The organism is Halorubrum vacuolatum, from assembly GCF_900188065.1.
GTDB lineage: Archaea > Halobacteriota > Halobacteria > Halobacteriales > Haloferacaceae > Halorubrum > Halorubrum vacuolatum.
Window position 1 is genome coordinate 1 of record NZ_FZNQ01000010.1, and the last position, 26,076, is coordinate 26,076.

The 26,076-nt window shown below is 50.9% G+C and carries 28 protein-coding genes and 1 tRNA gene; 19 read left to right on the forward strand and 10 right to left on the reverse strand.

Going from position 1 to position 26,076, the window contains the following annotated elements:
* Positions 1–186: 186 nt before the first annotated feature.
* The 4 genes from CHB65_RS10160 to CHB65_RS10175 form a co-directional block, all read right to left on the reverse strand.
* Positions 187–816, reverse strand: a complete 630-nt coding sequence (locus tag CHB65_RS10160) for a protein sorting system archaetidylserine decarboxylase (RefSeq protein WP_089384961.1) — start codon at positions 814–816, stop codon at positions 187–189.
* A 2-nt stretch (positions 817–818) separates the two neighbouring features.
* Complete coding sequence (locus CHB65_RS10165; RefSeq protein ID WP_089384962.1) at positions 819–1,919, reverse strand: AAA family ATPase; 1,101 nt, start codon at positions 1,917–1,919, stop codon at positions 819–821.
* Between the two features lie 103 nt (positions 1,920–2,022).
* Positions 2,023–2,433, reverse strand: a complete 411-nt coding sequence (locus CHB65_RS10170) for an SHOCT domain-containing protein (RefSeq protein ID WP_089384963.1) — start codon at positions 2,431–2,433, stop codon at positions 2,023–2,025.
* Between the two features lie 78 nt (positions 2,434–2,511).
* On the reverse strand, positions 2,512–2,985 hold the full coding sequence (locus tag CHB65_RS10175) for a DUF192 domain-containing protein (RefSeq protein ID WP_089384964.1): 474 nt from the start codon (positions 2,983–2,985) through the stop codon (positions 2,512–2,514).
* Positions 2,986–3,046: 61 nt separating this feature from the next.
* Here CHB65_RS10175 and CHB65_RS10180 point away from each other — a divergent pair.
* The 13 genes from CHB65_RS10180 to CHB65_RS10250 all read left to right on the forward strand — a co-directional run bounded on the left by CHB65_RS10180 (position 3,047) and on the right by CHB65_RS10250 (position 14,886).
* Positions 3,047–3,120: transfer RNA gene (locus tag CHB65_RS10180), tRNA-Val, on the forward strand.
* A gap of 231 nt (positions 3,121–3,351) precedes the next feature.
* Positions 3,352–3,609, forward strand: a complete 258-nt coding sequence (locus CHB65_RS10185; protein ID WP_089384965.1) for a hypothetical protein — start codon at positions 3,352–3,354, stop codon at positions 3,607–3,609.
* A 252-nt stretch (positions 3,610–3,861) separates the two neighbouring features.
* Positions 3,862–4,179 (forward strand): hypothetical protein, encoded by a 318-nt coding sequence (locus CHB65_RS10195; RefSeq protein WP_143420397.1) that lies wholly within the window; start codon positions 3,862–3,864, stop codon positions 4,177–4,179.
* 2 nt (positions 4,180–4,181) lie between these two features.
* Positions 4,182–4,952: a hypothetical protein gene (locus CHB65_RS10200; protein WP_089384968.1), complete on the forward strand. Its 771-nt coding sequence runs from the start codon at positions 4,182–4,184 to the stop codon at positions 4,950–4,952.
* A 75-nt stretch (positions 4,953–5,027) separates the two neighbouring features.
* Positions 5,028–5,384 carry a hypothetical protein gene (locus CHB65_RS10205; RefSeq protein WP_089384969.1) on the forward strand — a complete coding sequence of 119 codons (357 nt, stop codon included), beginning with the start codon at positions 5,028–5,030 and terminating at the stop codon, positions 5,382–5,384.
* Between the two features lie 106 nt (positions 5,385–5,490).
* Complete coding sequence (locus CHB65_RS10210) at positions 5,491–6,006, forward strand: hypothetical protein (protein ID WP_143420398.1); 516 nt, start codon at positions 5,491–5,493, stop codon at positions 6,004–6,006.
* A complete protein-coding gene (locus CHB65_RS10215) occupies positions 6,003–8,015 on the forward strand; it encodes a minichromosome maintenance protein MCM (RefSeq protein WP_089384971.1) in 2,013 nt (670 codons plus the stop codon). Before CHB65_RS10210 ends, CHB65_RS10215 begins: the two co-directional genes overlap by 4 nt.
* Positions 8,016–8,725: 710 nt before the next feature.
* A complete protein-coding gene (locus CHB65_RS10220) occupies positions 8,726–9,316 on the forward strand; it encodes a hypothetical protein (protein ID WP_179213640.1) in 591 nt (196 codons plus the stop codon).
* Entirely contained in the window at positions 9,313–10,821 is a 1,509-nt protein-coding gene (locus CHB65_RS16920; protein ID WP_143420399.1) for a hypothetical protein, read from the forward strand. The genes CHB65_RS10220 and CHB65_RS16920 overlap by 4 nt, the downstream gene beginning before the upstream one ends.
* The gene (locus CHB65_RS10235) at positions 10,818–12,422 is read left to right on the forward strand and encodes an ATP-binding protein (protein WP_089384975.1); all 1,605 of its coding nucleotides are present in this window, start codon (positions 10,818–10,820) and stop codon (positions 12,420–12,422) included. The genes CHB65_RS16920 and CHB65_RS10235 overlap by 4 nt, the downstream gene beginning before the upstream one ends.
* Positions 12,423–12,458: 36 nt before the next feature.
* Entirely contained in the window at positions 12,459–12,992 is a 534-nt protein-coding gene (locus CHB65_RS10240; RefSeq protein ID WP_089384976.1) for a TATA-box-binding protein, read from the forward strand.
* Between the two features lie 68 nt (positions 12,993–13,060).
* Complete coding sequence (locus CHB65_RS10245) at positions 13,061–13,723, forward strand: MjaI family restriction endonuclease (RefSeq protein WP_089384977.1); 663 nt, start codon at positions 13,061–13,063, stop codon at positions 13,721–13,723.
* A gap of 50 nt (positions 13,724–13,773) precedes the next feature.
* A complete protein-coding gene (locus tag CHB65_RS10250) occupies positions 13,774–14,886 on the forward strand; it encodes a DNA-methyltransferase (protein WP_089384978.1) in 1,113 nt (370 codons plus the stop codon).
* 116 nt (positions 14,887–15,002) lie between these two features.
* Here CHB65_RS10250 and CHB65_RS18000 read toward each other — a convergent pair whose 3' ends face one another.
* Both CHB65_RS18000 and CHB65_RS10270 read right to left on the reverse strand, forming a co-directional pair.
* Positions 15,003–15,491 (reverse strand): metal-dependent hydrolase, encoded by a 489-nt coding sequence (locus CHB65_RS18000; RefSeq protein ID WP_089384979.1) that lies wholly within the window; start codon positions 15,489–15,491, stop codon positions 15,003–15,005.
* A 762-nt stretch (positions 15,492–16,253) separates the two neighbouring features.
* A complete protein-coding gene (locus CHB65_RS10270) occupies positions 16,254–16,652 on the reverse strand; it encodes a hypothetical protein (RefSeq protein ID WP_089384982.1) in 399 nt (132 codons plus the stop codon).
* 13 nt (positions 16,653–16,665) lie between these two features.
* Between CHB65_RS10270 and CHB65_RS16925 the strand changes: the two genes are divergently transcribed.
* From CHB65_RS16925 to CHB65_RS10290, 4 genes are all read left to right on the forward strand, one after another.
* Entirely contained in the window at positions 16,666–16,932 is a 267-nt protein-coding gene (locus CHB65_RS16925; protein ID WP_143420400.1) for a hypothetical protein, read from the forward strand.
* 245 nt (positions 16,933–17,177) lie between these two features.
* Positions 17,178–18,413, forward strand: a complete 1,236-nt coding sequence (locus CHB65_RS10275) for a hypothetical protein (RefSeq protein WP_143420401.1) — start codon at positions 17,178–17,180, stop codon at positions 18,411–18,413.
* A gap of 53 nt (positions 18,414–18,466) precedes the next feature.
* Positions 18,467–18,712, forward strand: a complete 246-nt coding sequence (locus tag CHB65_RS10280) for a hypothetical protein (RefSeq protein WP_089384984.1) — start codon at positions 18,467–18,469, stop codon at positions 18,710–18,712.
* A gap of 888 nt (positions 18,713–19,600) precedes the next feature.
* Complete coding sequence (locus CHB65_RS10290) at positions 19,601–20,890, forward strand: carboxypeptidase-like regulatory domain-containing protein (RefSeq protein WP_143420402.1); 1,290 nt, start codon at positions 19,601–19,603, stop codon at positions 20,888–20,890.
* A 340-nt stretch (positions 20,891–21,230) separates the two neighbouring features.
* Here the strand turns inward: CHB65_RS10290 and CHB65_RS10295 are convergent, their stop codons facing one another.
* From CHB65_RS10295 to CHB65_RS10300, 3 genes are all read right to left on the reverse strand, one after another.
* On the reverse strand, positions 21,231–21,491 hold the full coding sequence (locus CHB65_RS10295) for a hypothetical protein (protein ID WP_089384987.1): 261 nt from the start codon (positions 21,489–21,491) through the stop codon (positions 21,231–21,233).
* 156 nt (positions 21,492–21,647) lie between these two features.
* On the reverse strand, positions 21,648–21,785 hold the full coding sequence (locus CHB65_RS17450) for a hypothetical protein (RefSeq protein WP_179213641.1): 138 nt from the start codon (positions 21,783–21,785) through the stop codon (positions 21,648–21,650).
* Between the two features lie 72 nt (positions 21,786–21,857).
* Complete coding sequence (locus tag CHB65_RS10300) at positions 21,858–22,844, reverse strand: tyrosine-type recombinase/integrase (protein WP_089384988.1); 987 nt, start codon at positions 22,842–22,844, stop codon at positions 21,858–21,860.
* A 447-nt stretch (positions 22,845–23,291) separates the two neighbouring features.
* On the opposite strand from CHB65_RS10300, the gene CHB65_RS10305 reads away from it, so the two are divergent.
* On the forward strand, positions 23,292–24,524 hold the full coding sequence (locus CHB65_RS10305) for an MBL fold metallo-hydrolase (RefSeq protein ID WP_089384989.1): 1,233 nt from the start codon (positions 23,292–23,294) through the stop codon (positions 24,522–24,524).
* Positions 24,525–24,622: 98 nt separating this feature from the next.
* Here CHB65_RS10305 and CHB65_RS10310 read toward each other — a convergent pair whose 3' ends face one another.
* Positions 24,623–25,063 carry a hypothetical protein gene (locus CHB65_RS10310; protein ID WP_143420403.1) on the reverse strand — a complete coding sequence of 147 codons (441 nt, stop codon included), beginning with the start codon at positions 25,061–25,063 and terminating at the stop codon, positions 24,623–24,625.
* Positions 25,064–25,231: 168 nt separating this feature from the next.
* Here CHB65_RS10310 and CHB65_RS10315 point away from each other — a divergent pair, with 168 nt between their 5' ends.
* A complete protein-coding gene (locus CHB65_RS10315; RefSeq protein WP_089384991.1) occupies positions 25,232–26,047 on the forward strand; it encodes a hypothetical protein in 816 nt (271 codons plus the stop codon).
* The last annotated feature ends 29 nt before the right edge of the window (positions 26,048–26,076 follow it).

Here is a 26,076-nt window from a genome sequence, read left to right on the forward strand (position 1 = left end):
AATATCCAGCAGTGCCATCGAGTGTGGTTAGTGGAGGCGTTGTCGGCTGTATCCCCGCCCTGAAGGGCGGGGTTTTAGCCTTGCAACTTCCATAATTCTACTCCCCGCGTCAGGGCTTCGATCGACTGACGGGGACTCGGGCGAAACGATCCGTAAGGACACAGCCGCGACGTTCCGTGAAGACACTCAGTCGCGACGTTCCGCGATGATCGTCTCACCCGCCCGGACCGAGTCACCCTCCTCGACGAGCAGATCCGAGCGATCGACGTCCGATGGTAATACCACGTCCGCACGCGACCCGAACGAGACGTGTCCCACGCGTTCGCCTCGATCGAGAACGTCGCCGGCCTCGACGGCGGGGTGGATCCGGCGGGCGAACCACCCGGCGATGATCAGCAGTTCGTACTCGTCGCAGTCGATGGCGACCTGCTCGTTGCGCTCGGACTCCTTCGAGAAGGCCGGTCGGTTCGCGCCGGGTCGGTGCCGGACCTCCCGGACCGTCCCCGGCAGCGGCGCACGGTTGACGTGCACGTCGGTCACGTTCATGAAGACGCCGACGCGGAGCCGCTCGCCCTCCCTTCGGATGACCGAGACCGTGCCATCGGCCGGGGAGACGACCCCCGTATCCGGCGGGACTCGGTCCGGGTCGCGATGAAACCAGAGGATCCCGAGCGTGAGCGCGACGAGCGCGGCGCCGATCGGCGGGACGAGCGGAAGGAGGACGGCCGCCGCGAGCCCCGTGACGAGTGCGAGCCGCCACGCCTCGTCGACGACCGGGAACGGGAGGACGCGCGCGAGGGGCGGATTGCGTCCCATGATCAGGCCTCCACGGGATCGTGAAACGGCGGTTTGAGTTCGGTTCGGCCGGCCGCCCACGCCGCGAGGAGGTGGGTGAGGTGGATCCGGTCGTCCAAGCCGACCGAGAGGTCCATATCGGCCTCGCCCGCGAGCGCATGGAGGCGGGCGAGGTCCTCGCCGCTGTACGCCGCGCCGGCACGGGCGACCCGAAGCGTCTCCGCGAGGAGGTCCGGCCCGTCATAGCCCGCCGAGAGGAGGTCGTCGAGCGTCTTCCTCGCCCCTTTTAAATCGCCCTCACGGGCGGCCGCCAACGCCTCACGGATCTCGTCATCGTCGCCGATCTCGCCGAGCGTCTCGTAGGCCGCGGTCATCGTGATCTCCTCGGCCTCGGTCGCCGTCGCCTGCGCGGAGAGGATCGCCCGACGCAGGTCGCCGCCGGCCGCGCTGGCGACGAACTCCAGCCCGTCGGCCTCGTACGGCACGTCCTCGCGGTCACAGATCGTCTCCAACACGTCTATCGTCTCGTCGGTCGTCGGCGCCCGGAGTTGGACCGGGAAGCACCGCGAGCGGATCGGCGCGATGAGCTTCGAGGGCTGGCGGGTGGTGAAGACGAACTGGGTCGTCCGGTGGTGTTGCTCCATCACGCGCCGGAGCGTCTGCTGGAAGTCCTCGCGGATCGCCTCGGCGTTGTCCAACACGAGCGTCTTGTACGTGCCGCTTGCGGGCGCATAGGCGGCGTACTCTTTCAAAATATGTGCGACCATGTCGGCCTTCGAGAGGTCGCGTTTGTACTGGTTGCGCTTGTCCGTGCCGCGTCGGTACTGCTTCGAGAACGCGGTCTGACCCTGCAGGAACCCCTCGAATCGGGGGTCGGTTCGGATCTCCTTTTTGCTCCGGTCGAAGAAGTCGGCGACGTTGATCTCGATCAGGTCGGCGTCCGGATCGTCGTGTGCGGCCCGGGCAAGCGCCCGCGTCGCGGCGGTCTTGCCGACACCCGCCGGACCCTGCACGACGAGGTTCATCGGCTCTTCGACCGCCCGCGAAAGTCGATCGCGGGCCGCGGACTGCCGGATCTCGCCGAGTTCGGGCGCGTGTGTGTCTATCCAGAGCGGTCCGTCCATTACCCACCGCTCCGCGCTCCGCGCTCAAGAATCGGTCGGTCCGGGGAAACGTCCCACGACGTGGGGCCCGAGATGCTCGGCGCCGTCGCGGTCGCCAACCGGATCACTCCCGGATCCGCTCGACCTCGCGACGGACGTTCTCGCGGACCTGATCGGTGACGGTGCCCTCACGCTCGACGGGGGTGGCGTCCTCGGTTTCGAGGAGCCGATCCAGCTTGCGCTCGAAGGTCTCCTCGTCGATCTCGCCGCGGGCGTATCGCTCCCGGAGGGCATCGAGGGCGGTGTCGCCCGTCCGGCTCCGGTGGCGGTCGTCGTCGCCCTCGGGTATCGGTTTCGCGAGCGTGTGGGCCAACGGGAGGAGAATGAAGAGTCCGAGGAACCAGACGAGCGGAAGGGTCCACCAGAGGCCGGTGAGGAAGGGCGCGAGGACGCCGGCACCGATCACGAGGAGCGCGAAGACGCGCCGCCAGCGTCGGCGGAGGTTCCAGCCGACGCGGTGGAGGAGTCCGCTCATACTCGGGGGAAAACCCGGGAGCGACGAAAGGGTTTCGTCGGCCGGAAGCGATTCGTTCGGCCGGGATGGCGGCCACATTTAGGGAAGATCGAACTCGATCCGGTCGCCTTCGGTGACGTCGTTGGCCTCGCTCCAGCCCATCGGAACCTCAAGGACGTACTGTCCCTGACCCTCATACACCGTGAGCGGCCTGGATTCGGGTTCGGCCTCGTAGATCGCCGTCACCGTGCCGTCGGCGTCGATGAAGATGATGTCGATGGCGAAGGCCATGTCGCGCATGACGTAGCCGTACTCGCCGGGCTCGTCGTGGACGAAGAGCATCCCCTCGTCGGGACCGAGGTCGTCGGTGTCCGAGAGTCCCACGTACCGCTTCGGCTGGGTGTCGGCGATGCGCACGTCGGCGGTCGCGAGCGGTTCGTCGGTCTCGCCGTCGACGGCCTCGACGGTCGTGGTGTCGTAGCCCGTGATAAGCAGTCCGGGGTTCGAGGCGACCGCGAGCACGAGGAGGAGGCCGATGGCGAGCGCGAGGAGCGTTGCGTGACGGCGGTTCACGCGGTCCGTTGGCGGCGCGGAAAGAAACCCTTTTTCGCTCGCGGTGGGTGAGGGCAGGTGAGGGCTCGTGGTCTAGCTGGTTATGACGCGGCCTTTACAAGGCTGAGGTCGGTGGTTCGAATCCGCCCGAGCCCATCTTTTTAGTGGTGGTCTGGAATCGTTGTACAGCGCCGGGGTTAGGCCCTTATTCACCAGTCCGAATCGGGCGAGTCGAACTACTGCGTGGTTGCTCCTCCACAGCGTCCTGCGATTCACTAAGATATGTGCGGGCGAGATACTTCAAACCGTAGCTCAGTGTGTTGAACTTTCCTGTTGTCTGAGCTACAGTTTAATAACCACTCAGAACCAACTATCAGGTGGGTTTAGATGGTCGATGATAACGAGGATTCCGAGAGTGGCAACGATACTCAAAAGCCGAAGCCGAAGACGGTGAAGCCAAACAGACTGAGAATCCAGGCTTGCGACCTTGAGGTAGAAGCCGAGAGCAACGAGGAGTCCGTTGAAGAGATGATGGAATACCTCAGCCCCGAGATGGAGTCCCTGATGAGACATCACTTAGCCGGGGAATACGAGGTTATTGAGGAGGAGGACTTGTTCGCCCAGATTTTCGGGGGAAACCGGTGAGAGAATGTTTGGATATGACCTTCTCGTCTATCCTGCCGTTGCTATCTGGTTGGCCGTGTTCTACTTTTTTTACTCGCTACTTGGATTCATCTGGTCAGTCTTCTATTTTCTGCTCGCTTCGTCCGTGATTTACTTGATGTGGACTGGAGCGAGTACGGTATTAATCGGCATCTATCTGGGATTGATGACGCTGCCAATTTGGTATGCGGGGGTGTTCGGTAGATGATTCTACGGGGGTCTCAGATTCTTCTGTTGGTACTGCTGGTTCTGGGTTTTGGCTACTTTGTGGTCGAACTATACGAGACACCAGACTCCGAGTATGTTGAGTCAATCAGTCAAGGAGAAGTAACTGAGCAACTTCACATTCGGTTCGTATCTGACACCGACAAGCGAACCGAAGTCGGTGGATATGGCGTTGTAACCGAGGACAGGAACCTCTATGAATTCAACTCAATGGACGCTCGTTTGCCCAGGCAATCTATTGATTATCCGCCCGACGAAGACACAGTGATATTCGTCCTCTGGGATGTCGACGGCGAAGTAATGGAGACACACGAGGTTGACCTGTAAAAATGAAACGAAGGCAATACCTACAATCGGCGGCTGGCATCGGTATCGGACTACCCTTCATCGAGACAGTAGCAAGTGAACAACAGACGCTTGAGGACAACTTGGAGCGATTGTTCCCTCAACGAATCGGGGATTATGAACGCTTGAGAGTGGACTCTGAGATAATCGTCTATTCAGCGGAGTCTGGCGGTCATATGAAGGTCTACAACCACAGGGAAGGCCAGCAACATCTGGATGTTGTTGTGGACTCAATCAGGTATCAGGCGTTTTCGTTTGGACAGGCGTCTCGTTTACTCCATGCGTATGTAAGTAATGTTAATTATGAATATGAGGATGGAGACTCAATCTATACTGGGGATGACTGGCAAGTCGTGTATCGGTATCATACGGTGGATTATCAGAGTCCAGAGGCGGAACGGGAGTATGACAAAGAAGACCTTGATGTTCATCCATTGAAACTCGCAGGCAGTCTCGTGGAATCGAGTGTGGATGCGATGTGGGAAATCAGGCAGGAATATCGGGAGGTATCTACTCCGTTCTACGACGACTGGAATGCGGAGTCAATTCCAGAGGGGACGAGGTATTTCCTGCGACTGGATGAACTCTGCTTTGAGTACCGATTATACGATTCTGAGTCGATACTGTATGTCTATACGGTATCGGAGTCAGGAGAAGTTGGAAAATTAGACCGTAACAGAGTAGACTCCCATGAGCAAGCCCGTCAGTTGGTGCAGCATTACCTACATTATAATCCTCAGTATCGCATAGTCTGACTCATCCTTACTTTGGTACCTCTTTGTACTCACTACAAAAGATTTATAAGGGTGGGTATTGAATACATAGACGCAATGTCATATCAAAAGCCACGACGAAATTATTTCGTGAAACTGACGCATGGTACAGGACAGGTTGCCGTTCCAACGCAACCATCAGAAGAAGAGATAGAGGAGTTCTACATATACGAAGGCTCAGACCTTGAGGGCAATACAGTCCTCTTGTATCACACATACGATTACTCTGAGGTTGATGATGTAGACGAGGTAGAGTACACCCGCAAATACAACGGCAGACAAACCACAGTCCCAGCTGCAATCCGAGAGGACGACTGGGAGGGCTTTGTCGTTGAGATTTACGAGAACGCCCACGGCACTATATTTGCGTACTATCCAGAAACAGACGATGAGGAATCTAACCAAGGTGAATAAACTATGAAAGGAAAAAGTCAAGCATATAGTACTATATTACCAAAGGTTATAAAAGTATCGACCGTCGAACAGGAACGAGTAGTGGTACCGTCCACTGGTGGGGGTGATGAGTGAAACAGAAGTCTACTCCATCTCAGCTCCTCAGGACCTGATGGATAGGGTTGAAACTGTCTCTGGAAATCGAAGTGAAGCAGTTCGGGAAGCCCTCGAAAACTACCTCCAAGCCAACTCATCTGGTGAGCAACGCATCGAGCAAATTGAAGAAGAAATCGCTGAGATTGAAGCAGAACAGGAGCAACTTGAGAAGCGGAAACAGGGACTCCTCGCCGAGCGAGAACAGATTCAGGCAGAGATTGAACGAGAAGAAGAAGAGCAGGAAGCCTACGAGAAGTTAGTCGATGAACTTGCCGAGCTGAAGGCGAACGGAGGACGAGTTCTTGAATCCAGTAAGTTCAAACGAGCCGTATCACTGTGCGAATGGCAGGGAGAACTGGCTGTTGAAAAAGTACTGGAGGAAGTCCGAGACCGAGCAGGAGTACAGGACACACAAACAGACACAGAGGTGATTACCGAGACAACAGACGACTACGACTTTGAACTAAACACAGGTGATGACAAATGAGAACACAAAGACCACAACGAGACCCAAGAACGATACACTATGCAATAGACCTCATCAACGAATACGGAACAGACTTGTTTGGATTTGACGCCGAACAGAGAACTCTATCATTGGATATTGAAAAAATACGAGAAGCAGAAGGAAAGGACGACGGGTTGTCAAAGATGGTCGCAGAGGAGCCAGATAAGGCGATGTATAATATCCAGTGTGCAGTAGAAGAACACCCAGACCTTGATATCGATGATGAGAGGGGAGTTGATATTGTTGCTGTTAAAAACGCCCCAAAGAGGACTGTTGGAGATGTTAAAGCCGAAGACTTCCAGACTGCCCGAAACCTCACAGTAGACATCACCGAACTCTCAAGCCAATACGCTCAACTAATGCTGGCAGATTTTCAATGCCTGTATTGTAATCACAAGACTCGCATGGTACAGGACCCCATGACGGACGAGATAGACGAACCACACCACTGTCCTAACGATGACTGCGGGCGTTCCAATTTCGGTCAAATACCAATTCAACATGCCGACAGTCAGAGTGCTATCGTGCAAGACCTACCAGAAGCAAGTTTAAATCCGCAAGAGATGGAAGCCCGATTTTTCGGGGAGGATGTCAACCAATTCGATGCGGGCGACCGTGTACATCTCACCGTCATTGTTCGGACCCAATCCGACGACAAGTCTTCGAGGGAATATCCAATTCTGGAAGTTCTACACGCAGAGAAGGAGGAAGAGAAAGCAAGTGTTGAACTCGAAGAAGATGAAATCGAGTCGTTTGAAGAAACCGCTGACGAAGAGGATATGTTGGAGTTACTCCTTGAGTCATACGCTCCACACCTCGAAGGCGAAGAAATCAAAGCCGCACGAGAAGGAATGTTGCTCACCTTGTTCTCTGGAGACCTCGGAGTGAGTGATGGAGTTCGGGACACAATCCACACCGCTCACATCGGAGACCCTTCAACTGGCAAGTCCGACCTCCTCGAAGAAGCCCGAAAGGTTGCTCCACACCATGCGTTCGCCTCTGGACTCAACGCTTCAAAGGCGGGCGTCTCTGCTGGTCTGGAGCGACAGAGCAAACTGGAGAGTGAAGATTGGACACTCAAAGCAGGTACGATGGTTAGGGCCAACGATGGAGTAGCCCTTATTGACGAGTTGGATAAACTCGGAGACTCAGCCGTTCGTTCGCTCTACGACCCACTCGCAAGACAGACAGTCAAGATTGACAAGATTATCAGCAAGGAACTGAAGGCAAACCCAGCGACCGCAATCGCAAGCAATCCGAAAAACGAGCGATTCAACTTGGACAATCCAATTGGAGAACAACTCAACTACCCGCCTGCTCTACTGTCACGGTTCGACCTCATCTTCACCGTCTTAGATTCCAACGAGGCAGATGAACTCAAGGCGGATGCGATGACTCAGAAGTTCATGGCGGTCTCCACAGACGGGTCTGGATTTGAGACTCCATTCACGAACGAGGAGATGCGGAAAATCATCTACTACGCTCGGAACAACTACCAGCCAACGATAACCTCGGAAGCGGCTGAATACCTCAAGGGCAAGTGGACTGAACTCCGAGACTCCATGGAAGCACAGGCGGGCGTTTCAATCGACACTCGACAGTATGAGTCTCTGCTGACCATCGCACTCACATACGCACGCATCCGACTCTCTGAAGAAGCCGAAATTCAAGACGCCGAACGAGCATGGAATATTACACGGAAGTCCTTCAGCGACATCAATCGATTCGGAGACAACGATACCTTCGATGTTACAATGCTCTACGCTGGAGAGTCCACATCACAGGCTGAACGGCGTGAGGATGTCCTCAGTAAGATTCGAGAACTCGATGAGGGCGAGAACACATATGCAAATGAAGAACTCGTTGCTGATGCCCTGAGCGAGAAATACGAAGCAGATGAGGTCAAGGCAGAGATTGAACTACTCAAAGAGAAGGGCAAGGTCTTTCCGATGAGTGGTGAACTCAAGGTCTCAGACCAATCCCAATAACAGGGTACCATCTTGTTATTAGTAGTATTATTAATTTATTAAAAAAGTTATTAATTAATAAGATTATTAGTAAGTTAGTAGTATACTATTAGAAGTAGTAGTATAGGGTTAGAATAGGTTGAAGTCTCCTTTTCCCTGTTGTCAACACACTACTTTTCAGGACTTGGAATAGCGTCTTAGTCTATGCGGGTTGTTAACAAGGCGATATAATCAGGCGCTATGTTTTCGGTTGGTTTCAGGGGTGTTTGTGTGTATAACCAGTAGTTATAAAAGGTTGTGTTTGTATTATTTATTTGTATTATCATGTTGGATAGAATTAAACAACGATTTGGGATGAATAGTACTTCTCAGGCAGGCGGGCGTCCGTCTCTACTTCGATTAGCCGTAATTGCGATTATTTTATGGATGGTCTTGGGGGCGGTGGTTTCGATTCTGATTGGAACGATTGAGGCTATCTCGGGAGTCCTTGCGTTTGGATTGCTGATTGGGGTGGGAATCGTGGCGTTTTATGTTGGGTATCAGGCGTGTGGCTGGGTAGTTAGTGTAACGCTGGGCAGTGGACAGTACGACTTCTCGTTAAGACGACGGTGATTCAGTATGACGGGTATTAGACAAAAGTTAGAGAAGTATCGTGCGAGCCTACGAGATAGTAGTCCAAATTGGCTGGATGACTTGGTTAGAGGTGATTCTCAGGGCGAGGGTGATTCGAAATGAAACACCGATTGCGAGTTTTACTGGCTCTTGTAGTTGTGGTTATTTTTGGGTCGGTATTGATGCTCGGAGTCTCTGGGTCTGTTGATGCCTCTGATTCAGATTTTAATGACCAAGATGCTGTAATCGAATTTGAAATCTTGGAACTGGAGCCTGAGTCTATCGAACCAACAGATGTTACGGGAGACCGCTATGTGGAAGTTTATGCTGTTTCTTTAAATGATGACGGGTTTGTTACTGAGGATGAGTATTTGTATACTTCCCGAGGAGACGTCTCTGTACTGTATTCGACTTGGGAACAGGTCAAGCAGTCCGCTGACTTTGAGTTTGAGCATCTGATTTTTGTTGTACTGGATGATGACGAGGTGGTCTACACATCGGGAGCGGTGAGTTATGAGTTACCGATAGACCAGACGCTTGAGTATAGCGTTGATTCTGAGGACGAGTACATCATCGTGGATGCAGAGCAGGAGGAGGATGATGGTGAAGGCTGGTTTAGGTTTGGTATTTTGGTCTTAATCGCTATCCCGTGGATTGCTGTCTTGCTTGCTGGGTACGCTGTGTTTAGACGGCGGGGTGGTTTCAGATGAACCGAGCCTTCTCTCTACTGGTCGTTTCACTCCTGTTGGTCTCGACTATTGGGATGCCTGTGTTTGCGTCTGGAGTTGCCTCTGCTGAGGAATCAGAGATAGAAGAACCAGTTGACGAAGACGAGATGGTCATAGATGAATCTGACCTGATTGAAGCCGACCGAGTATTCCTGAACGGAGTTCGTCTGAATGAACTTGACCACGAACCAGAACTGGCTAAGTTTGAACTCCAGAATCCGACCGATAGCGTTGCACGAGTTGTGGTGAATCCTGGTGGAACAGACGAGCAACTGTTTGTACGACTCCGACCGGGAGAAACCGAGGAAATCCATGTTGAGGTAACTCCATCTGGAATCAATCAGGAGTGGAGTCTTACCGTTTCTTCAGAGATTGGCACGGACGAGTTTGACGAGGTGGTTGAAGCTGGTGGTACGACCAGCCAAGCCCAGTATACTATCTCCGAGGAGTGGCGGGTGATTAATCATGCTCCTGATGTTGGGCATCCGATTGTCATCGTCCTTGTTGGTGGTGCCAATATATTCCTGCTGCTTTTTGCGGTGATTGGATGGGACAGTCGTGTTAGTCGGATGGCCATTCCAGTCAACGCTCCATCCCGTGGTATCTTTGACGAAAGGAAGGAATTCTCGCCAGAACAGGGTCGGTTAGAAAGAGCGTTGGAGTTTGCTTCTGGTTGGATTAAAGGATGGGGATTGATAGTTGTGAGTCTCTCCCTGTTTGTACTTGGAGGTCTCCATTTTGTCGATGCGAGTCCTATCGAGTCTACTCTCATCGCTGGGTCGACGGTGTACTTGATGTACGGTCAATTAATCTTCGCCGCTCCAGCTGGTGCGTTAGGATTCTGGATTGCTCGAAAACGGTTTGTAGAGATTCACGATATCAATCCAGCCAACGGGGATAATTGGCTCTGGTTGCTCTCCCCACAACGGTTTGCTCAGATGAAGGTGATGAGAGAGGTAGAAGACCCAGACACGGGCGAACAAATAGTGTTTGAAGTGGACAAGGATTGGCTCTACTCGATTAACGCTGAGAGTCCACGAGAGGCATATGAAGTTGAGAAGTACGACCCTGTGAATAATGTTGCTTGGGTCTCTTGGTCTGGTGAGGTCGCCCAAATCAAACCACGAGACCTCCGCAAGCACCAGAGACTGGTTCCGTGGATTCAGGATACAGCCTCCTATGTTTTCGACCAACTAAATATACTGAGAGACTTTTATGTCGAGGATGTCCGACAGGAGGCTGAGTACCTAAACGCCCGACAAACAGCGGTCATGGAAGAAGAGGTAATGGGTGGCATGGGGTCTACCCGAGAACGGTTGAAAAGCAGAATGCGAGACCGTGGAAATGGAGACCTCCTCGAAGGGAACGAAGCATCGTTAATGGATGAAGCGTCCGAGTCGGTAGACAACTACGACCCACGAGAGAATCAGAAACAACAGGCGAACAAGCGGATGGGTAAGCGTGTAGATTCTGGTGATAACCAATGATAGAACTACTCGATTACTTTTGGATTTTCTTCGCCTTGTTCCTCGTGGGGATGGCTAAATCCGAAGGCAAAGGGATGGGCCGAGACATCTCCACGATTAAGTCCTCAGCTGAAAAAGACGACGAGAGTTTTCTCTATGAGTGGATTGTCAAAATCCGAGATGAAGGTCTCCAGCGAGTACTGGCGGATAAAAAAGAGTCGTGGGAACGATGGAAAGGAGAACTCGGGTTTGAGATTCCGTATGAAGCAACAGAAGAGTTCCGACGAGTCATATCCAAACACACCTCGCTCTCAGCCACGGAAGCGGTGGATAAAGAAAAATGGGCGTTGATGAGATATTTCGGAGCCGACGCTGAAGACCCGAAACTCAAGCACTTCAAGTTGGTTAAGTGGTTCATTCAGTATGTCCAGAATCGAACTCGTGAAGTTCTTCAGATATACCTGATTGGTGAGCAAGGAGCGGGGAAGACAGACTTTGCGTTGTTGATTGCCGAGGTATGGCTACTGGTTCATCCAAAAGGTCGAATCGTTACCAACATCAAATCCGCTGCTAAATCTAACGAGCGGTTTGTTTACACGCCTAACCAAGATGCTCTCGACCAGTGGCTTCAAGACCACAACCACCCGTTTCTCTTTGTCTTTGACGAAGCCAACAAACACGCCAGCGGAATTGGTGGCGAGGAAGTCATCGAGCAACTCTATCCACTCCTAACGCTCATCCGAAAACACGAAGGGAATATCATAATCATCGGTCACACCAGCAAGGACATCCACGGCTGGGTTCGAGAACTCTGCGACTTCATTATCAAAGAGGGCAAGAAGACAGCGAGAGTCTATGAGGATAACGAGGACGGCGAGGGCAAACATCTCAAGCGGGCACTCCGAGCGATTCCGAAGACGACCTTCGAGTACGATTCATTGAACGACGAGGGTGAATGGAGTTGGAGTTCTGAGCGAGAGACGAAGTGCTTTGGAACCAATAAGGAAGGTGAGCGTTGTAGTACTGTCTGTCGGTCTGACTACGGAGATGAACATGAGTACCTCTGTTCAAGCCATCAAGACCAAGACGAACCTCACGAGGATGTCAAACCAATCGAACTCTATGGAACTCCGTTTGAAGAGTACATCGAGGACGATGAATGGGAGCCAGTTGATGAGGTTGAGTATGAGATATTCGACTTAGAGGATGAGGAAGAAGAGGAAGACGATAATGAAGATACAGAACCACCAGCACTCCTCCCAGCCCCAGAAATTGAACCAGAACTGTATGAGCGTATTATTTCTGGCGGTGAAGATGAGAGCGATATAGAAGCCCGTGAATCGTCTGAGGAAACAACGAACCCTACCCGTCGAGAGTTTATCAGCGGATTCAGAGACAGAGGAAAAGAGGTGATGGATGCTGTTGATGAGAAACTTGTGGAACGGGCTGATGAATCCAAGGCGGATGACGAGCCGCCGTTAGATGATGTCCCTGAAGAGTACTGGGATAAACTCAGAGAACGGACTGGAGGAATCACGAAACACGATGTCGAGGACTTAGCCCATCTTGAACAATTACTGTCGGATAGGCAGTTCAACCGATTGATGAACAGGATTGAGTAGGTTAAAGAACGCAGTTGATGATATTGGAACTATCCGATGGTGGAGATTGTGAATATATCCGCAGGCGGCGACATTCATCGAGAGGTAGACCTTGAAGCAGTCAGAGATGCTGTTGATTTGGCATTGGTTGACTATCATGATACAGTAAGCCGATTGCTACTGAGATACGAAGAAGATGGCCCGCTGTTCATCCTCTTCCGAACTGGCAAATTTATTCTACGAGGTGGTGATTCATATGAGGGATGTTACGAAGCTAGAGATACATTCTATGAAATTCTGGAAGATTACGGTGTCATTGATTCGACCGAGGGGATTGACTTCAATATCGAGAATGTCGTGTGTGTTGGCGACTTAAATCAGGAATTGGATTTGTCTGACCTTGCTGTGGTATTGGGCTTAGATTACACAGAGTATGAGCCAGAACAGTTTCCAGGACTGATTTACCGGCCACCAGATTGCGACCCGACAATGAACATCTATGGAACTGGTAAATTAACCATCACCGGGAGTCGGACAGTTGAAGAAGCGGAGGATGCGATGGACAGGTTACGAGAGCGGATTACTGATTGAATCTCAGATACAGTTTCCACTCTTATACTTCCGTTAAAGCTTTATCATTTGACACAAGGGGAAATAATGTGTCTGACGAAGACGAATTTAAATTGACTGAAGATGAGCGGGAACGCTTAGTTGCTGAAGATGTCGAGGAGTTCCCGTTTGACACACCAAAGTACACCACTTACCTCCTTAACCCAGCAATCAATCTCTCTCAATCCAATCGACCTCATGTGGTTGGGCAGATGAGCGATATCGTGGAAGAGTTCCGGCAAGAACACCCAGAAGGGACATTTGACGATTGGGTGAATTACTACAAGGATGAGTACGACGGCGATGAGCGGCTTGAGGAAGCAACCAAGATGGCGTATCCTATGGTGGAGAGGATGCGGGAGGCGTTCGAGCAGATTGATGAAGAGATGACTCGGCAATATCTCCGTGATTTAGTCCTATTCAAGACATACGAAGGCTTTGACATCCAAGAAGCAATCCTGAAGAAACTGGGAGAGATGTACAGTTTGGAAGTCCACAGAGCTGATGCTCAAGATGAAAGCAAAGGCATTGATGGATACCTCGGAGACCAACCTGTCCAAGTAAAACCAGTTACCTACAAGGACAATCTTCCAGAGAGCATCGAGGTCCCAATTATATTCTACGACGAAAACAAGTCCAATAAGACGATGAAAGTCGATATCTCCGAATTGAAAGAAGAGATGGACCTCGGAGGTCGGGACGGAGACGACTGACTCTCAGCCTCATCAATAACTACAAACACCCGCATGAACAACTTATGTCTATGGAGACTGCCCACGATGTTTTTATCGGCAACTCAAACTCGCTTTCAGAGATAGAAGACGATGGAGTTGAACTCGTTGTAACTTCTCCACCGTACCCGATGATAGAGATGTGGGATGACCTCTTTGCTTCTCTCAATATAGATATAGATACGGCTCTCCAGGAAGGCGATGGACGGAAAGCCTTTGAGCTGATGCACGAGGAACTCAACAAAACTTGGGATGAAATCAATCGGGTCCTCGTGGATGGTGGAATAGCCTGTATCAATATCGGAGATGCGACTCGCAAGGTGGACGACAGTTTCAGAGTCTACCAGAACCACGCACACATAACTGAATACTTCGACAACCTTGGGTTTGAACCACTCCCTGATATCCTTTGGCGGAAGCCAACTAACTCTGCGGCGAAGTTCATGGGTAGCGGGATGATGCCACCAAACGCCTACGCCACTCTGGAACACGAATACCTTCTTATATTCCGAAACGGGAAACAGAGCCGAAAGTTCCCCTCTGGAAATGATGTTCGGTATGAGTCGGCATACTTCTGGGAAGAACGGAACGAGTGGTTTTCCGATATGTGGGAAGGCATTAAGGGCACCTTTCAGCAGTTAGAGAACACAGACAAAGAACTCAGAGACCGGTCAGCGGCGTACCCATTGGAAGTCCCATACAGACTCATCAATATGTACAGCGTCTACGGCGACACCGTTCTCGACCCATTCTGGGGGACTGGAACAACATCTCTGGCAGCGATGATTGCTGGTCGCAACTCTGTCGGATACGAAATACAAGAGAAGTTCACTGATGTCTTCGACGCCGAGGTCTCCGAAGTCAAAGGCCTCGCACACGCTACAGTATCTAAACGAATCCAGCGGCACGAGCAATTTGTAGCACAACGCTTGGACGATGGAAAGGAATTCAAATACGATGCCGAAAACTACGATTTCCCAGTTACGACGAAGCAGGAGATACCACTCCAACTCTACACCATCGATGAAGTGGAACAAACAGATACTGGATACTATGTAACGCACTCACCGTACAATGAGTCCGAGTCAATTGAGCTAGATTCAGGGACTCAAGGACAAGCAACACTGGGCAGTCAATTCCAGTAGGACACTCACACAGGCGACAATATACTACCGCCTGCTCGCACACCCAAACCCCCACCAATCACACTATACACCCACCTCACGGCTCCATATGTACACCCAGACGGGGGGAGGACTAATCACACGAAGACAAAATAGAGTGCGAACAGAATCGCTCCGATACCAAGCAACCAGAGAACCCAATTCCCCAAGAACGAGTTCGCTGAAATCCTCCCCGAATGTCTCCGCTGAGACAACGGCTGATATGGTCTGATACCCGCTGGAGTGATAGCGTCAGCGAATAGATGAGCGACGATACTGAACACTCCAACGAATCCGAGGAACAACACCACGATTTGAACATCAACTCCAATCCAAATCAGAATCGGAGCGAGTATCATTCCAACGAGGGCCATCCCGAGACCGACGAGAGAAGCAAACCAAATGGTGTGAGTAAATCCTCGATGCGGGAGGAGTGGAATGCCCTGGTCTTTGTCCGGTAACATCACGAGTCCCATGCCAAGGACGAGTCCGAGTAGAGCAAACACATACAACTCCATCCAGAGCAACACCACTAAGACTGGAGCGTACAGAATCAATAGCATCCCCTTGTGTCCTCGGCGGTACATCAGAGACTCACCTGTTTTAGCGTGTACCTCTCCTGAGCCGTGTGTTCGAGTTTACAAATCAATCCCTTCTCTTCCAAAGCCGAGACCACCGAATAGGTCTTAGAAATCTGGAAGTCCAACACAGAAGCCAGTTGGTCTATCGTCGCCGTTCCTACTCTGTGAAGATACATCAAGACAAGTTTCCCGCCGTCGCTACTACATTCAGATAACAGTTCGTTCAATTCCATAACTACCAGTTATATATTCAAAATAAGTTATTAAATAACTGTCGGAAGGTGAATAAAAATAGACTACTCGTCCGTCTTCTTGTTCACCATTTGTATTGCATCAGTTTAATTTTTAGAACCAACTGTAGTTTCTTAGTTTCTTTTTTCTAACCTCTTCTTCGGTTTCTTCAGAGCAAGATATCTTGACCAGTTGTCCAGATACCTCAACCCATTCGTATTCTTTTTTTGCCATGTTTCAATTAGTTTAGAGCCATTTCGGGCCAAGGGCGTCCCAAGAATTGAACTTGGGTCGAATCACCAGACACGCCTATCGTAATCCATACTGTTCGAGAGTGTACCTCTCCACTCCCGCTTGGATTTCCATCTCAACTTCCCGCTCAGAATCACCCGTTCGTTGTGAGATGTGGTTGATGGCTTCATCCAAGTCTATTTCTCCATCCCGTACTCTATCGATTTCTTCGTCGTATATGTCGTAGTTTTTATTTGACATAATGGACGCCAGAGGAATCGAACCCCTGAGAATCACCAGACACGCCTACATCCTCGCTAAACCGATACGGCCAACCATCTCTTCCCGCAGGTAATCTTCGATTTCCTCGTATTCTATCTCCTCAGTATCTACTCCAGTAACCTGTCCGTCGTCATCTCGGTGAACCCGATTCAGAATCCAGTACTGTCGCTTCTCGTTATTCCAGCTGTCATCCCGCACTTCATACACATATCCTTCTTCCAGTTCAGACGCTGGGACATACAGTTTACCAGTCTTTCCAGAATGGGATGTGTCTCCTTTCTCAGAAATAAATTCTCGGTCGAAATTGTACTTCTCGTGGAGGTCTGTGATTCGGGCGACATAGTTTGTCTTTCCGAAATTAACATGAACTCCATCGTTGTCTTCTGTGCGAATCCAGTCGGACAGTTTTGTATTACCTGTCATACATAATACATGGATGGCAGGGGTTATATATCTTTTGTACTTACTACAAAATCATGGAATTAGGGTATTATATTTTGTACTAATTACAAAAAGAGAATCAACACAGACGGGCATAGATGCAGTAAATCACCCGGAATTTGGCACGGAAACTCTCTCATGCCCAGGGACCGGACCAGAGAAGAATTTCGACCTCCAGAAACACCCAAAACACGCCCACAATCACAAGGTCGGAAAACAGGGATTTTCAGGAACAGGAGGATGGGACTTCAACCTATTCTAACCCTATACTACTACTTCTAATAGTATACTACTAACTTACTAATAATCTTATTAATTAATAACTTTTTTAATAAATTAATAATCTAACTGTAATAACACGGGTATGCTGCTCCTGTATTTTCTTGATATATATGATAACAGAAGGTTATTTAATGATTGACATTATAACTCTAAGTAATGGTTTTGAAATTAACAATCAGAGCCCTGATGATGCTTATTTTAGTCGTCGGCATTGCGGCTGGACTGATGTATCTCGGGCTCGGAGAAGTGGCAGCACAAGATAACGAATACGAACTGTCCGAAGAGGATGATTACACAATTGTGTATGAGTCAGATGAGGAATTGAGAGTGTGGAATTACCAAGATGGATACGAGTGGATAACCACATATCCGAACGAAGAACCAACTAATAATGGGTTCTATTTTGATGGTAATTATATTTATGCTTGGACTTGGGGACTCAGCGACGACCCTGTGTATATGGATGTATACTCTACAGACGGGACGTTAGTCGATAGTTCTGAATTGGATGAAAATAAGTTCCAAAATCAGAGAGACCATCAAATTGAAGATTTGACCGTCAGTAATGGTCAGGTCTACTCTGTGGATACAAGCGGTGGTATAACGACATGGGAAGCAGGGAGTGCGATTACATATGATAACTCCGATGTTGTCGTGGATTTTGATGACGACAGCAGTGCCAGTCAACTTGATTCTGCTGACGGAACAGTATATTACAGCGAGTACAACCCAAGTGTTGACGAACCAGCTGAAATCGGATATTTAAACGAAGATGGTGAGCAAGTACCAATCACCGACGAAGGTTTAGGATATATTCATGCCGACGATACTGGAGTATACTACTTCGATAATCGGGATACAGATGAAATTGAACTGAGTAAATTTGGCGAGTGGACTGTAACTCTGACTGACGGTTCTGAAGATGAAATCTCTCTCGAACACATTGATACAGTTGACAACCACATTATAGTTGATGATGAGGAAATTTTCGGGTCAGCGTATGCGATACCATTTGACGACATTGAAAATGGAGATGAAGTTGAATTGAATGATAACGATAACCGTTCTTTTTCAGTTTCTTACAATGATAGGGCAGACACAAGTCAAAAATTTATTTACTGGAATCGAACTGTCAAGGACATATACGGTAACGATTTGCACACCAGAGATACGACGGGATATGAGCAGACATATTTGATTAATGAGGATATTGATTTCAGCTCGGACGAGACCGAGGATGAGTCGGACGAGGACGATTCAAATAATTTCAATGAACTCGATGACGATGATACAGAATCAACAGATGACGGAATCATAATTGGAGATAGCGGTGGAGACGAGACCTCCAGCGATGGAGTTAATGATGTAATACTACTCCTCGGTGGGACTATGGCCGTCGCAGGTGGACTTGGACTGTGGTACTTACTCGGTGGCGGGGAAGTAACTCGGCGTCGAGTCTGAAAGTCTGACCCGTGAGAGAAAAACCTTAAACATCTTACAATTACTGTCTATACATGGCACAGTCAGTTGAACGAGCGTTAATCGTGATGGAGATTATGGATAAGTACCAGCGGGTGGGCGAGCCTGTTTCTGTTTCCGAGGTCGAGGATAAGGTTGACTTTTCTGAGGATACGGTGAGGCGGAGACTCGATGACTTAGTAAAGCGGGGATGGGCGTATAAGAAAGGAGAGTTCTATTTCCCGATGTTCCAACTCGGAAAGTCTGGTTTTTATAAGCCCGACAAGGCTGATTTTTCCTAGGATTTTACAGGGGTCTTAGTAGCGATAGTGAGACGATTTTTTGCGGTTAGAAATATCAACAGGTGCAGGTGAGGATTGGCTACCGACAACCCCCTATTGGGGGCTTGTTTCAATACCGACTCCAGTCTCAAAATGAAACACCGAGCCACCCCTGTGGAACATATAAAAAATACAATTCCGTGGGCTGGGCTGATAGTGAATAATAGAGACTGACTCTGGGTGTAGAAACTATTCCAATAGTGGGGCGGTGTCGATGATAACTCTACACGAGAACACTCTCAAAGTGAATCAAGGAAGGTGGGTTGAATTATCGACTACAAGAAATACCAATACGGACTCCCCGATTTGTGATTCATGACATCCAACTCTACCAACGAGTTAAACACATTTCGCACGGTGTATCTGGAAACACGACCGTCGCACTCTGAAACCATCTCGTCCACAGTCCACGCTATTTTATCCTCCGATTCCAACAGATTTGAAAACACAATATCCCTCGCAGTTGGTTCAACCATATTATTACTATTATTTATATTCTATGTCTAAATAATTACTGGAGCAGAAGACAGTCCTGATAACAAGGGTATGAGTTCGTACTGTGTTGTTGTAATATTTTAACCCCATAGTATAACCAAAAGTTATAAAACCCTATATTACGCATAGTTATAGTATGGGACATTTTGATGGGCTGACAGTAGGACTCGGGCTCGGAATGGCTGTAACAACGCTGTACACCTTGGTGTATAGTCTCAGTCTCCTCGTGTCAGGGTCGATAGTCGGCGTGATGTTTGGGCTACTCGGCTTGCTGACGGTCGGCACCATCGGTTGGATTGGATTCCAGTTGTCCCCGTATCGAAATTCAAACATCACAAACCTTACACTAAAACCATGAATGTAATTGGTAAAATCCGAGGAAACTCGGGAACGAACGGACTCGGACCTAAACTCGTCGCTCTTGTAGTTGCGAGTATGGTCTTGATGTCTATGGTAGCGATGCCCGTTGCCGCCGCATCATTTGTTGCAGTTACAGATGTCGACGGCGAAGACGGCGAACAAACCTGGGAAATCGAACTCGATGGTGAAACCCAATCGGGAGAGGAAATCCGAATCGTAACCTTTGACGATTCTGGAGACGAAATCGATTACTCCAATGCTGAAGTCTCTACTAATCTGAATGACGATAACCTCATTCACTTTAGTGATGGAGATTCTGACCTATTCGTTGAATATCAAGTCCAAGAAGAGGACATCGGAGATACGCTTGAAGTAACAGTCGAAGGTATCGAGGTGTCGGCTGATGGAGAAGAGAATTATAGTGTCCAGTTAATCGACTCTGACGAGGAGGAAGAACTATCCGAAAGTACTTTCGACTACTTCGTGTCTGAAGACTCTGATAACGGAGACGAGGAGGCTGATGAGTACACTGTAACCTTCGAAGTGGATGATGAAGATGGTAACGCAATCGAAGGTGCTGATGTCTCTGTCGCTGGAGTTCAAGAAACCACAGACGCTGATGGTGTTGTAACATACGACCTCGAAGACGGGTCATACCATTACAGCGTATCCGCTGATGGGTATGTTGATATTGTGTCAGATGATGACGATTCAGTTGAACCCTTTGAGATTGCTGGAGAGGATAAAACAGTCTCTGTGACACTCGAACAGCAGACGACAGTATACGAGTTTGAGGTTGTAGATGGCGAGGATTCCGTTGAGGAGTTTGACTTCGCTATGTACGATGCTGAGGACTCTCTTGTCGGAGGTGAGATGGTCGAAGTAGATGACGGTAGTACGATTACTGTCGATGGGGTCACTGTCAATGACGAGTACACTGTTGAGGTTACAGTAGATGAAGAAGACGAGGATGGTGAAACTCAAGAAGTAACCTACTCGGAGTCTTTCTCTGCTGAAGAAGTCGCTGACGGTGAAGAGTATGTATCCATGACGCTCGACCTTGGTGAGTTAGAACAGGTGGAAGATGGCAGCGTTATTCCTATTGGAGACGCTGGTGAGACTGCTTCAGGTTGGTTCGACTCCTTAGTTGAAGAACTTGAAGACCTTGGACTCGGCGCTAATCTCTCAGTTATTCTCGGTGGAGTTATCGCTATCCTTGTTGCCATTGGTGGTGCTATCTTTGTTGTTAGTGGTACTCGTGGCGTCTTCAATACAGTACGATAAGGTATAGCCATTCAACCAGTTTTCTTTATTAAACAGACAAGGAGAGAGGTATCTACTCAGAAGGGGACACCAGTATTATTAGTAGTATTATTAATTTATTAAAAAAGTTATTAATTAATAAGATTATTAGTAAGTTAGTAGTAGTATAGTAATAGTAGTAGTATTAGTTTGAAATGAGTTGGAAGTTCCATCTTCCCTGTTCCTGAAACTCGACTTTACAGGCTCTGACATAGCGTTCGGGTTATAGAGCCTTGGTAACAATCCGCATAGACTAAGACGCTATGCGAACTCCGGTCTATGGGTGTTTGAGTGTATAACAGCGGGTGAAAAGAGAGAGTGTTTAGAATGCGTATGCCTCTTCGATTTCGTTGAAGGCTTCGGCGTGTTCTCGTTCTTCTGGTGTTTGGACGATTTGGATGAGTTCGTGGAGTGCTTCGAGTCCATCTGATTCGATGCTTGCTCCGTATCGTGCTTTTTGTTCTTCGTTGAGGTTTTCGATTTCGTCTTGGACTGATTCTACGGTTTCGATTAGGTCATTGATTTCGTCCATTTCGTCGGCTGTGAATGTTTGTTCTTCAATCCGTGCTTCGATTTCTTTCATACTCAAAGTCATCTGTATACTATCCTACAATACCCACCCTTATATATCTTTTGTATCTACTACAAAATTTTAGGGTTTTAAGTCAGGAACCAATAAATTTGGTTACTCAAAGTCGTCTAAGTTAGTTCTCGTTCTATGTGATTCTACAAGAACTGTTTACCAGCGGGGTTCCTGTTCTCGCTCTTCCATCCCGTATTCTTCAGGGGGTTCAGGTTCTGGTGCGTTGTCCTGAAGATAGTCGTAGTATTCTGCCTTTTCGACTTCCGCTTTCGTCGTATTGCCTTTCTTAGACATACACTAATGTTAGTATGATATTATATTAAAACCACCGATATTAACTCAAAAACTATATGTTCGTTATATTGGTTAGATGTTGTCTAAAAACGCCCTACGCTGGTTCATTTTCTCTAACTTGCTTCGGCTGTCGTAGTGCTTATCGAGTACATCTTCTGAAACATTCGCACGGTCGGAGACAACCTTCTCTGGTAATCCTTCCCTGAGGAAGTGGGTTATTGAACCTCGTCGGATGGCGTGTGGTGATACTGTGTCATCGCAACAGTAGGCTTGCTTGCTGTTGGTGTTACAGTCGCACTCGGTTGATTCTCCCCTGAACGAGGGACAGGTGAGTTGGTATGACCATCTCCGCATGGTGTTTCTATGTACACGCCCGTGTGGACTGGAAATGAAGGGGTTGCGTCCGTGTTGGTCTTCTACTTCGACTCGGTTGTGTTTGAGATAGTCGTCCAGTATAGTACAGGTTTCCTCTGACAGGGCAACAGGTCGTTCTCCCTGTACTCCATTCTTCAACTTCGTACCGTCCCGTTCTCGGTAGTAGATGTATTCCTCCTCTGGGTGGTAATCCTCTACATCCAGGGCCCGGAGTGAACTGATGCGGGCACTTGTCCTCCACGCTAACAAAAACCAGATGTGTCGGACAGAGGCATAGTGGTATCTGTCCAGTGTCTCAAGGATTTCCCGAGCCTCGTCTGCGGGCACGATTCTGTCATTCCGTTCCTCACTGGGACTCATCGATACCTTTGGAACTGCCTCGTGAAGGTCGGGCTCAACCGCTCCAATTCTCTCCAGAAATTTGAGGAACACTCTGAGGGTGTCCATCTGACCTTTCATGCTCGCTTTAGTGAGGTCTCCATCGTGTCGACGCCAGTTGGCATAGTCATCTATCTCCGGGCGGGTGATTGTAGAGACATCTGTGATTCCGTTGAGTTCACACCATCGGACGAAGTGTTTGAGTCGGTAGTGGTGACTTTTGAGGGTTGATTCTCTGAGGTCGGTCTTTCGGCTTTCAAGATATGTGGTCTTGGCTTGGTCTGGGTTTAATCCGGGGTTTGGCATAGTGTATCATACTCCCGAATCGCAAGACCAGAGGTGGTTCGAATCCGCCCGAGCCCATTTCTGGGACGAACGAAGTGAGTCACAGAACTGTCCGCGAGGGCGATTCGAATCAGGGAGCGGGAGGTGAGCGAGCAACGCGAGCGAACGGGAGCGACCGTGGTTCGAATCCGCTCAGAGCCCACATCCTGCGGCGAGCAATCTCGCGAGCCGTAGGTATGTACGTGAGACGGATTCGAACGATACTGAGGTTCTGTGAGCGGAGCGAGCAGGTTCTCAGGGGTGGTTCGAATCCGCTCAGAGCCCATTTCTGGGACGAACGAAGTGAGTCACAGAACTGTCCGCGAGGGCGGTTCGAATCAGACGGCACCGAACGGAGTGAGGTGACGGCGTGGTTCGAGTCCGTCCAAAACCGATGCGTGCAAACCGCCGCGGCCCGTCCTCCCTCCAATGGAGCTTCGACTCCTCGGTGGCGCCCAGGAGATCGGGCGCAGCGCCGTCCTCGTGAACGACCGCCTCCTCCTCGATTTCGGGCTCTCGACGGACGACCCGCCCAGGCTGCCCGTCGGCGACGTCGATCCCGAGGCGGTCGTCGTCAGCCACGGCCATCTCGATCACGTCGGGTCGTTGCCCGTGTTGCTCTCGGGGACCGCCCGGCCGTCGATCCACTGGACGCCACCCACGCGCGACCTCGCGTTGCGGCTCGGCCGTGATACCCTGAAACTTCACGGCGGCTCCTACCGTTGTCCGTTCGTCAAGACCGACTTACAGCGGGTCTCGGAGGTCTCCGTGACCCACGGCTACGGCGAGCCCTTTGCGGCCGCCGGCCACGAGGTCACCCTCTACCCGGCCGGACACATCCCCGGGAGCGCACACGTGCTGGTCGATGACGGGGAGACACGCCTGCTCTACACCGCGGACTTTCACACCGATGACCAGCGGCTCGTCGCCGGGACGACCGCCCGGCCGGACGCCGATGTCGTCCTCTGTGAGAGCACGTACGCGGACGTCGAGCACGAGCCGCGCGAGGCGGTGGAGGCGGGGTTCGTTCGGCGGGTCGAGCAAACGCTGTGGGAGGGCGGCACCGTCGTCGTTCCCGCGTTTGCGATCGGGCGCACACAGGAGCTACTGTTGGTCTGTGCCGCCCACGACGTTCCGTGTTACGTCGATGGGATGGGCACGGAGATCACCGAGCTGCTTCTCTCGTACCCGGAGTACGTCCGTGATCCCGAGGCGCTTCGGCGGGCGAAGGGCCACGCGCGGTTCGTCACGGGGCGGGACGGGCAACGCGAGCGGATCGCGGATCAGCCCGCCGCGATCATCACGACGAGCGGCATGCTCTCGGGGGGCCCGGCGATGACCTACCTTCCGCTCGTCGCGCCCGATCCGACAAATGCGGTGACGATGACGGGCTATCAGGTGCAGGGGACGCCCGGTCGGGAGCTGTTGGAAACCGGTGGGGCGGAGATCGACGGCCGGCGGCTGACCGCCAGCGCGACCGTCGAGGCGTACGATTTCTCGGCGCATGCCGATCGGAGTGGGTTACGGTCGTTTTTAAGGGAGTATGAAGGCGCTCAGGTGCTTATCAATCACGGCGACCGGTGTGTCGAGTTCGCGGCCGACCTCCGCGAGGACGGGTTCGATGCGAGCGCGCCCGCGTTGGACGAGCGGATCGTGGTGTGACGCTCCTGGCTGTGCTGCAGTGCTGATCAAGGCTTTATATACCGACCGGCAAAGCGTATGACGGTCACGGCGTCATATATAAAGAGAACGATCGGCCGTTAGTCGTCGTCCGCGTCATCGTCCGACGCCACGAACGATCGGTCGTGCACGTCGTTGGCCGTCAGGTCCGCGTCGAGGTCGACCTTGACGCCCTCGCTCGTGCGGACGTCATCGAATTCCCCTGCATCCCAGCCGGGATGGAAGAACGCGACGTCCTGGTTCGGGAACTCGATGGCGACGACCTTCCAGTCCTCGCTGTCTTTATCCTCCTCATCGTCAGGTCCGTCAGCGAGGATGTTCCGGAGGTTCCGGTCGTTCGGATTGATCTCCGCCTCCTCGGCTTCGAGATCGCTCGCGCTTGAGGCCTCCTTCGGTGGTGTCGGCTTCTGCCAGACGATGGCCTCGGCGTTCTCCTTGGATTGGATGGATGCTGCACCGGAGCTGTCGTCGGTTGTGAAGTCGAAGTTTGCGTTCGCAGCGTCGTTGTAGGTGACACCCACGATCTGTGGTTCCTTCGGCGTGCAGACGAGGTCGACGGAATGATGCGTGTTTCGATCTCCGAAGACAACAAAAACAGCCCCCCGGACGGGGACGGCGTTAATGTCGAGTCGTTCATGACATTTCATAACGTCTTTGAGATCGAAAATCAGGGAACCCGATGTGTTTGTGTGAACTTCGGGTTCGATAGTGGTAGTGGGACCAGTGTTCCGAAGATCCCTGACGAAGCCGAGGTCCCGGACCACTTCGATTTCGAAGCCGGAAAAGACGATGCCGTCGTCTTTTATAAAGGAAGCGACGAGGACAACAAATTCGATCTGGAGAACACCGATCCGGACGATGGGTTCGAGCTCTGTCCCGGTGAGTCACAGTGTATCGGGTTCAACGTGCGCGCGTTCGGCTTCGACTCTGGTAAGGATCTTCTCGACAACTTAGATCTGTCGTTCGTCGCGCACGCCGATGCCGATTGTCCATCGGGTGACGATGAAGAGGAAGACCCAGAACTTCCCGATGGACAGAATATCAGTTGGATCGCCCTCGCCGGCGACGATATTGATAAGCACTCCGTGAACCCTGACGAGGACTTCTCCGCCACGGTCAATGGAGACGATGATGTCGTCGAAGTCCACTGGGAAGCCGACGAAGATGTCGACGAGGTGGTAGCCAAAGCGGGTCAGAACTACTTCCGCTTCGATGTGGATGGTGCTCGGGAGGGCACCGCGGTCAGCGACCCGGATGATTCACGCGTCGATGCGAGCGCACAGCCCGAACCCGGAAGCGGTCAGACGTTTCTATTCGATTACGACCCTGAGGACGAGGGGAAGCGATGTCCAAGCGCGCCCTTCCTCAACAACATCTCGGGTGTGAAAGTCGATCTCAATGGTGACTCGTTCAAAAAGCCCGAGGGGATCGATGCGGACGCTACATGCGGCGGAGGGGACAACGGAAACGGGAATGGTAACGGAAACGGCAACGGCAACAACTGAGTTCCTCGATCCCGTCGAGACCCGTTCTA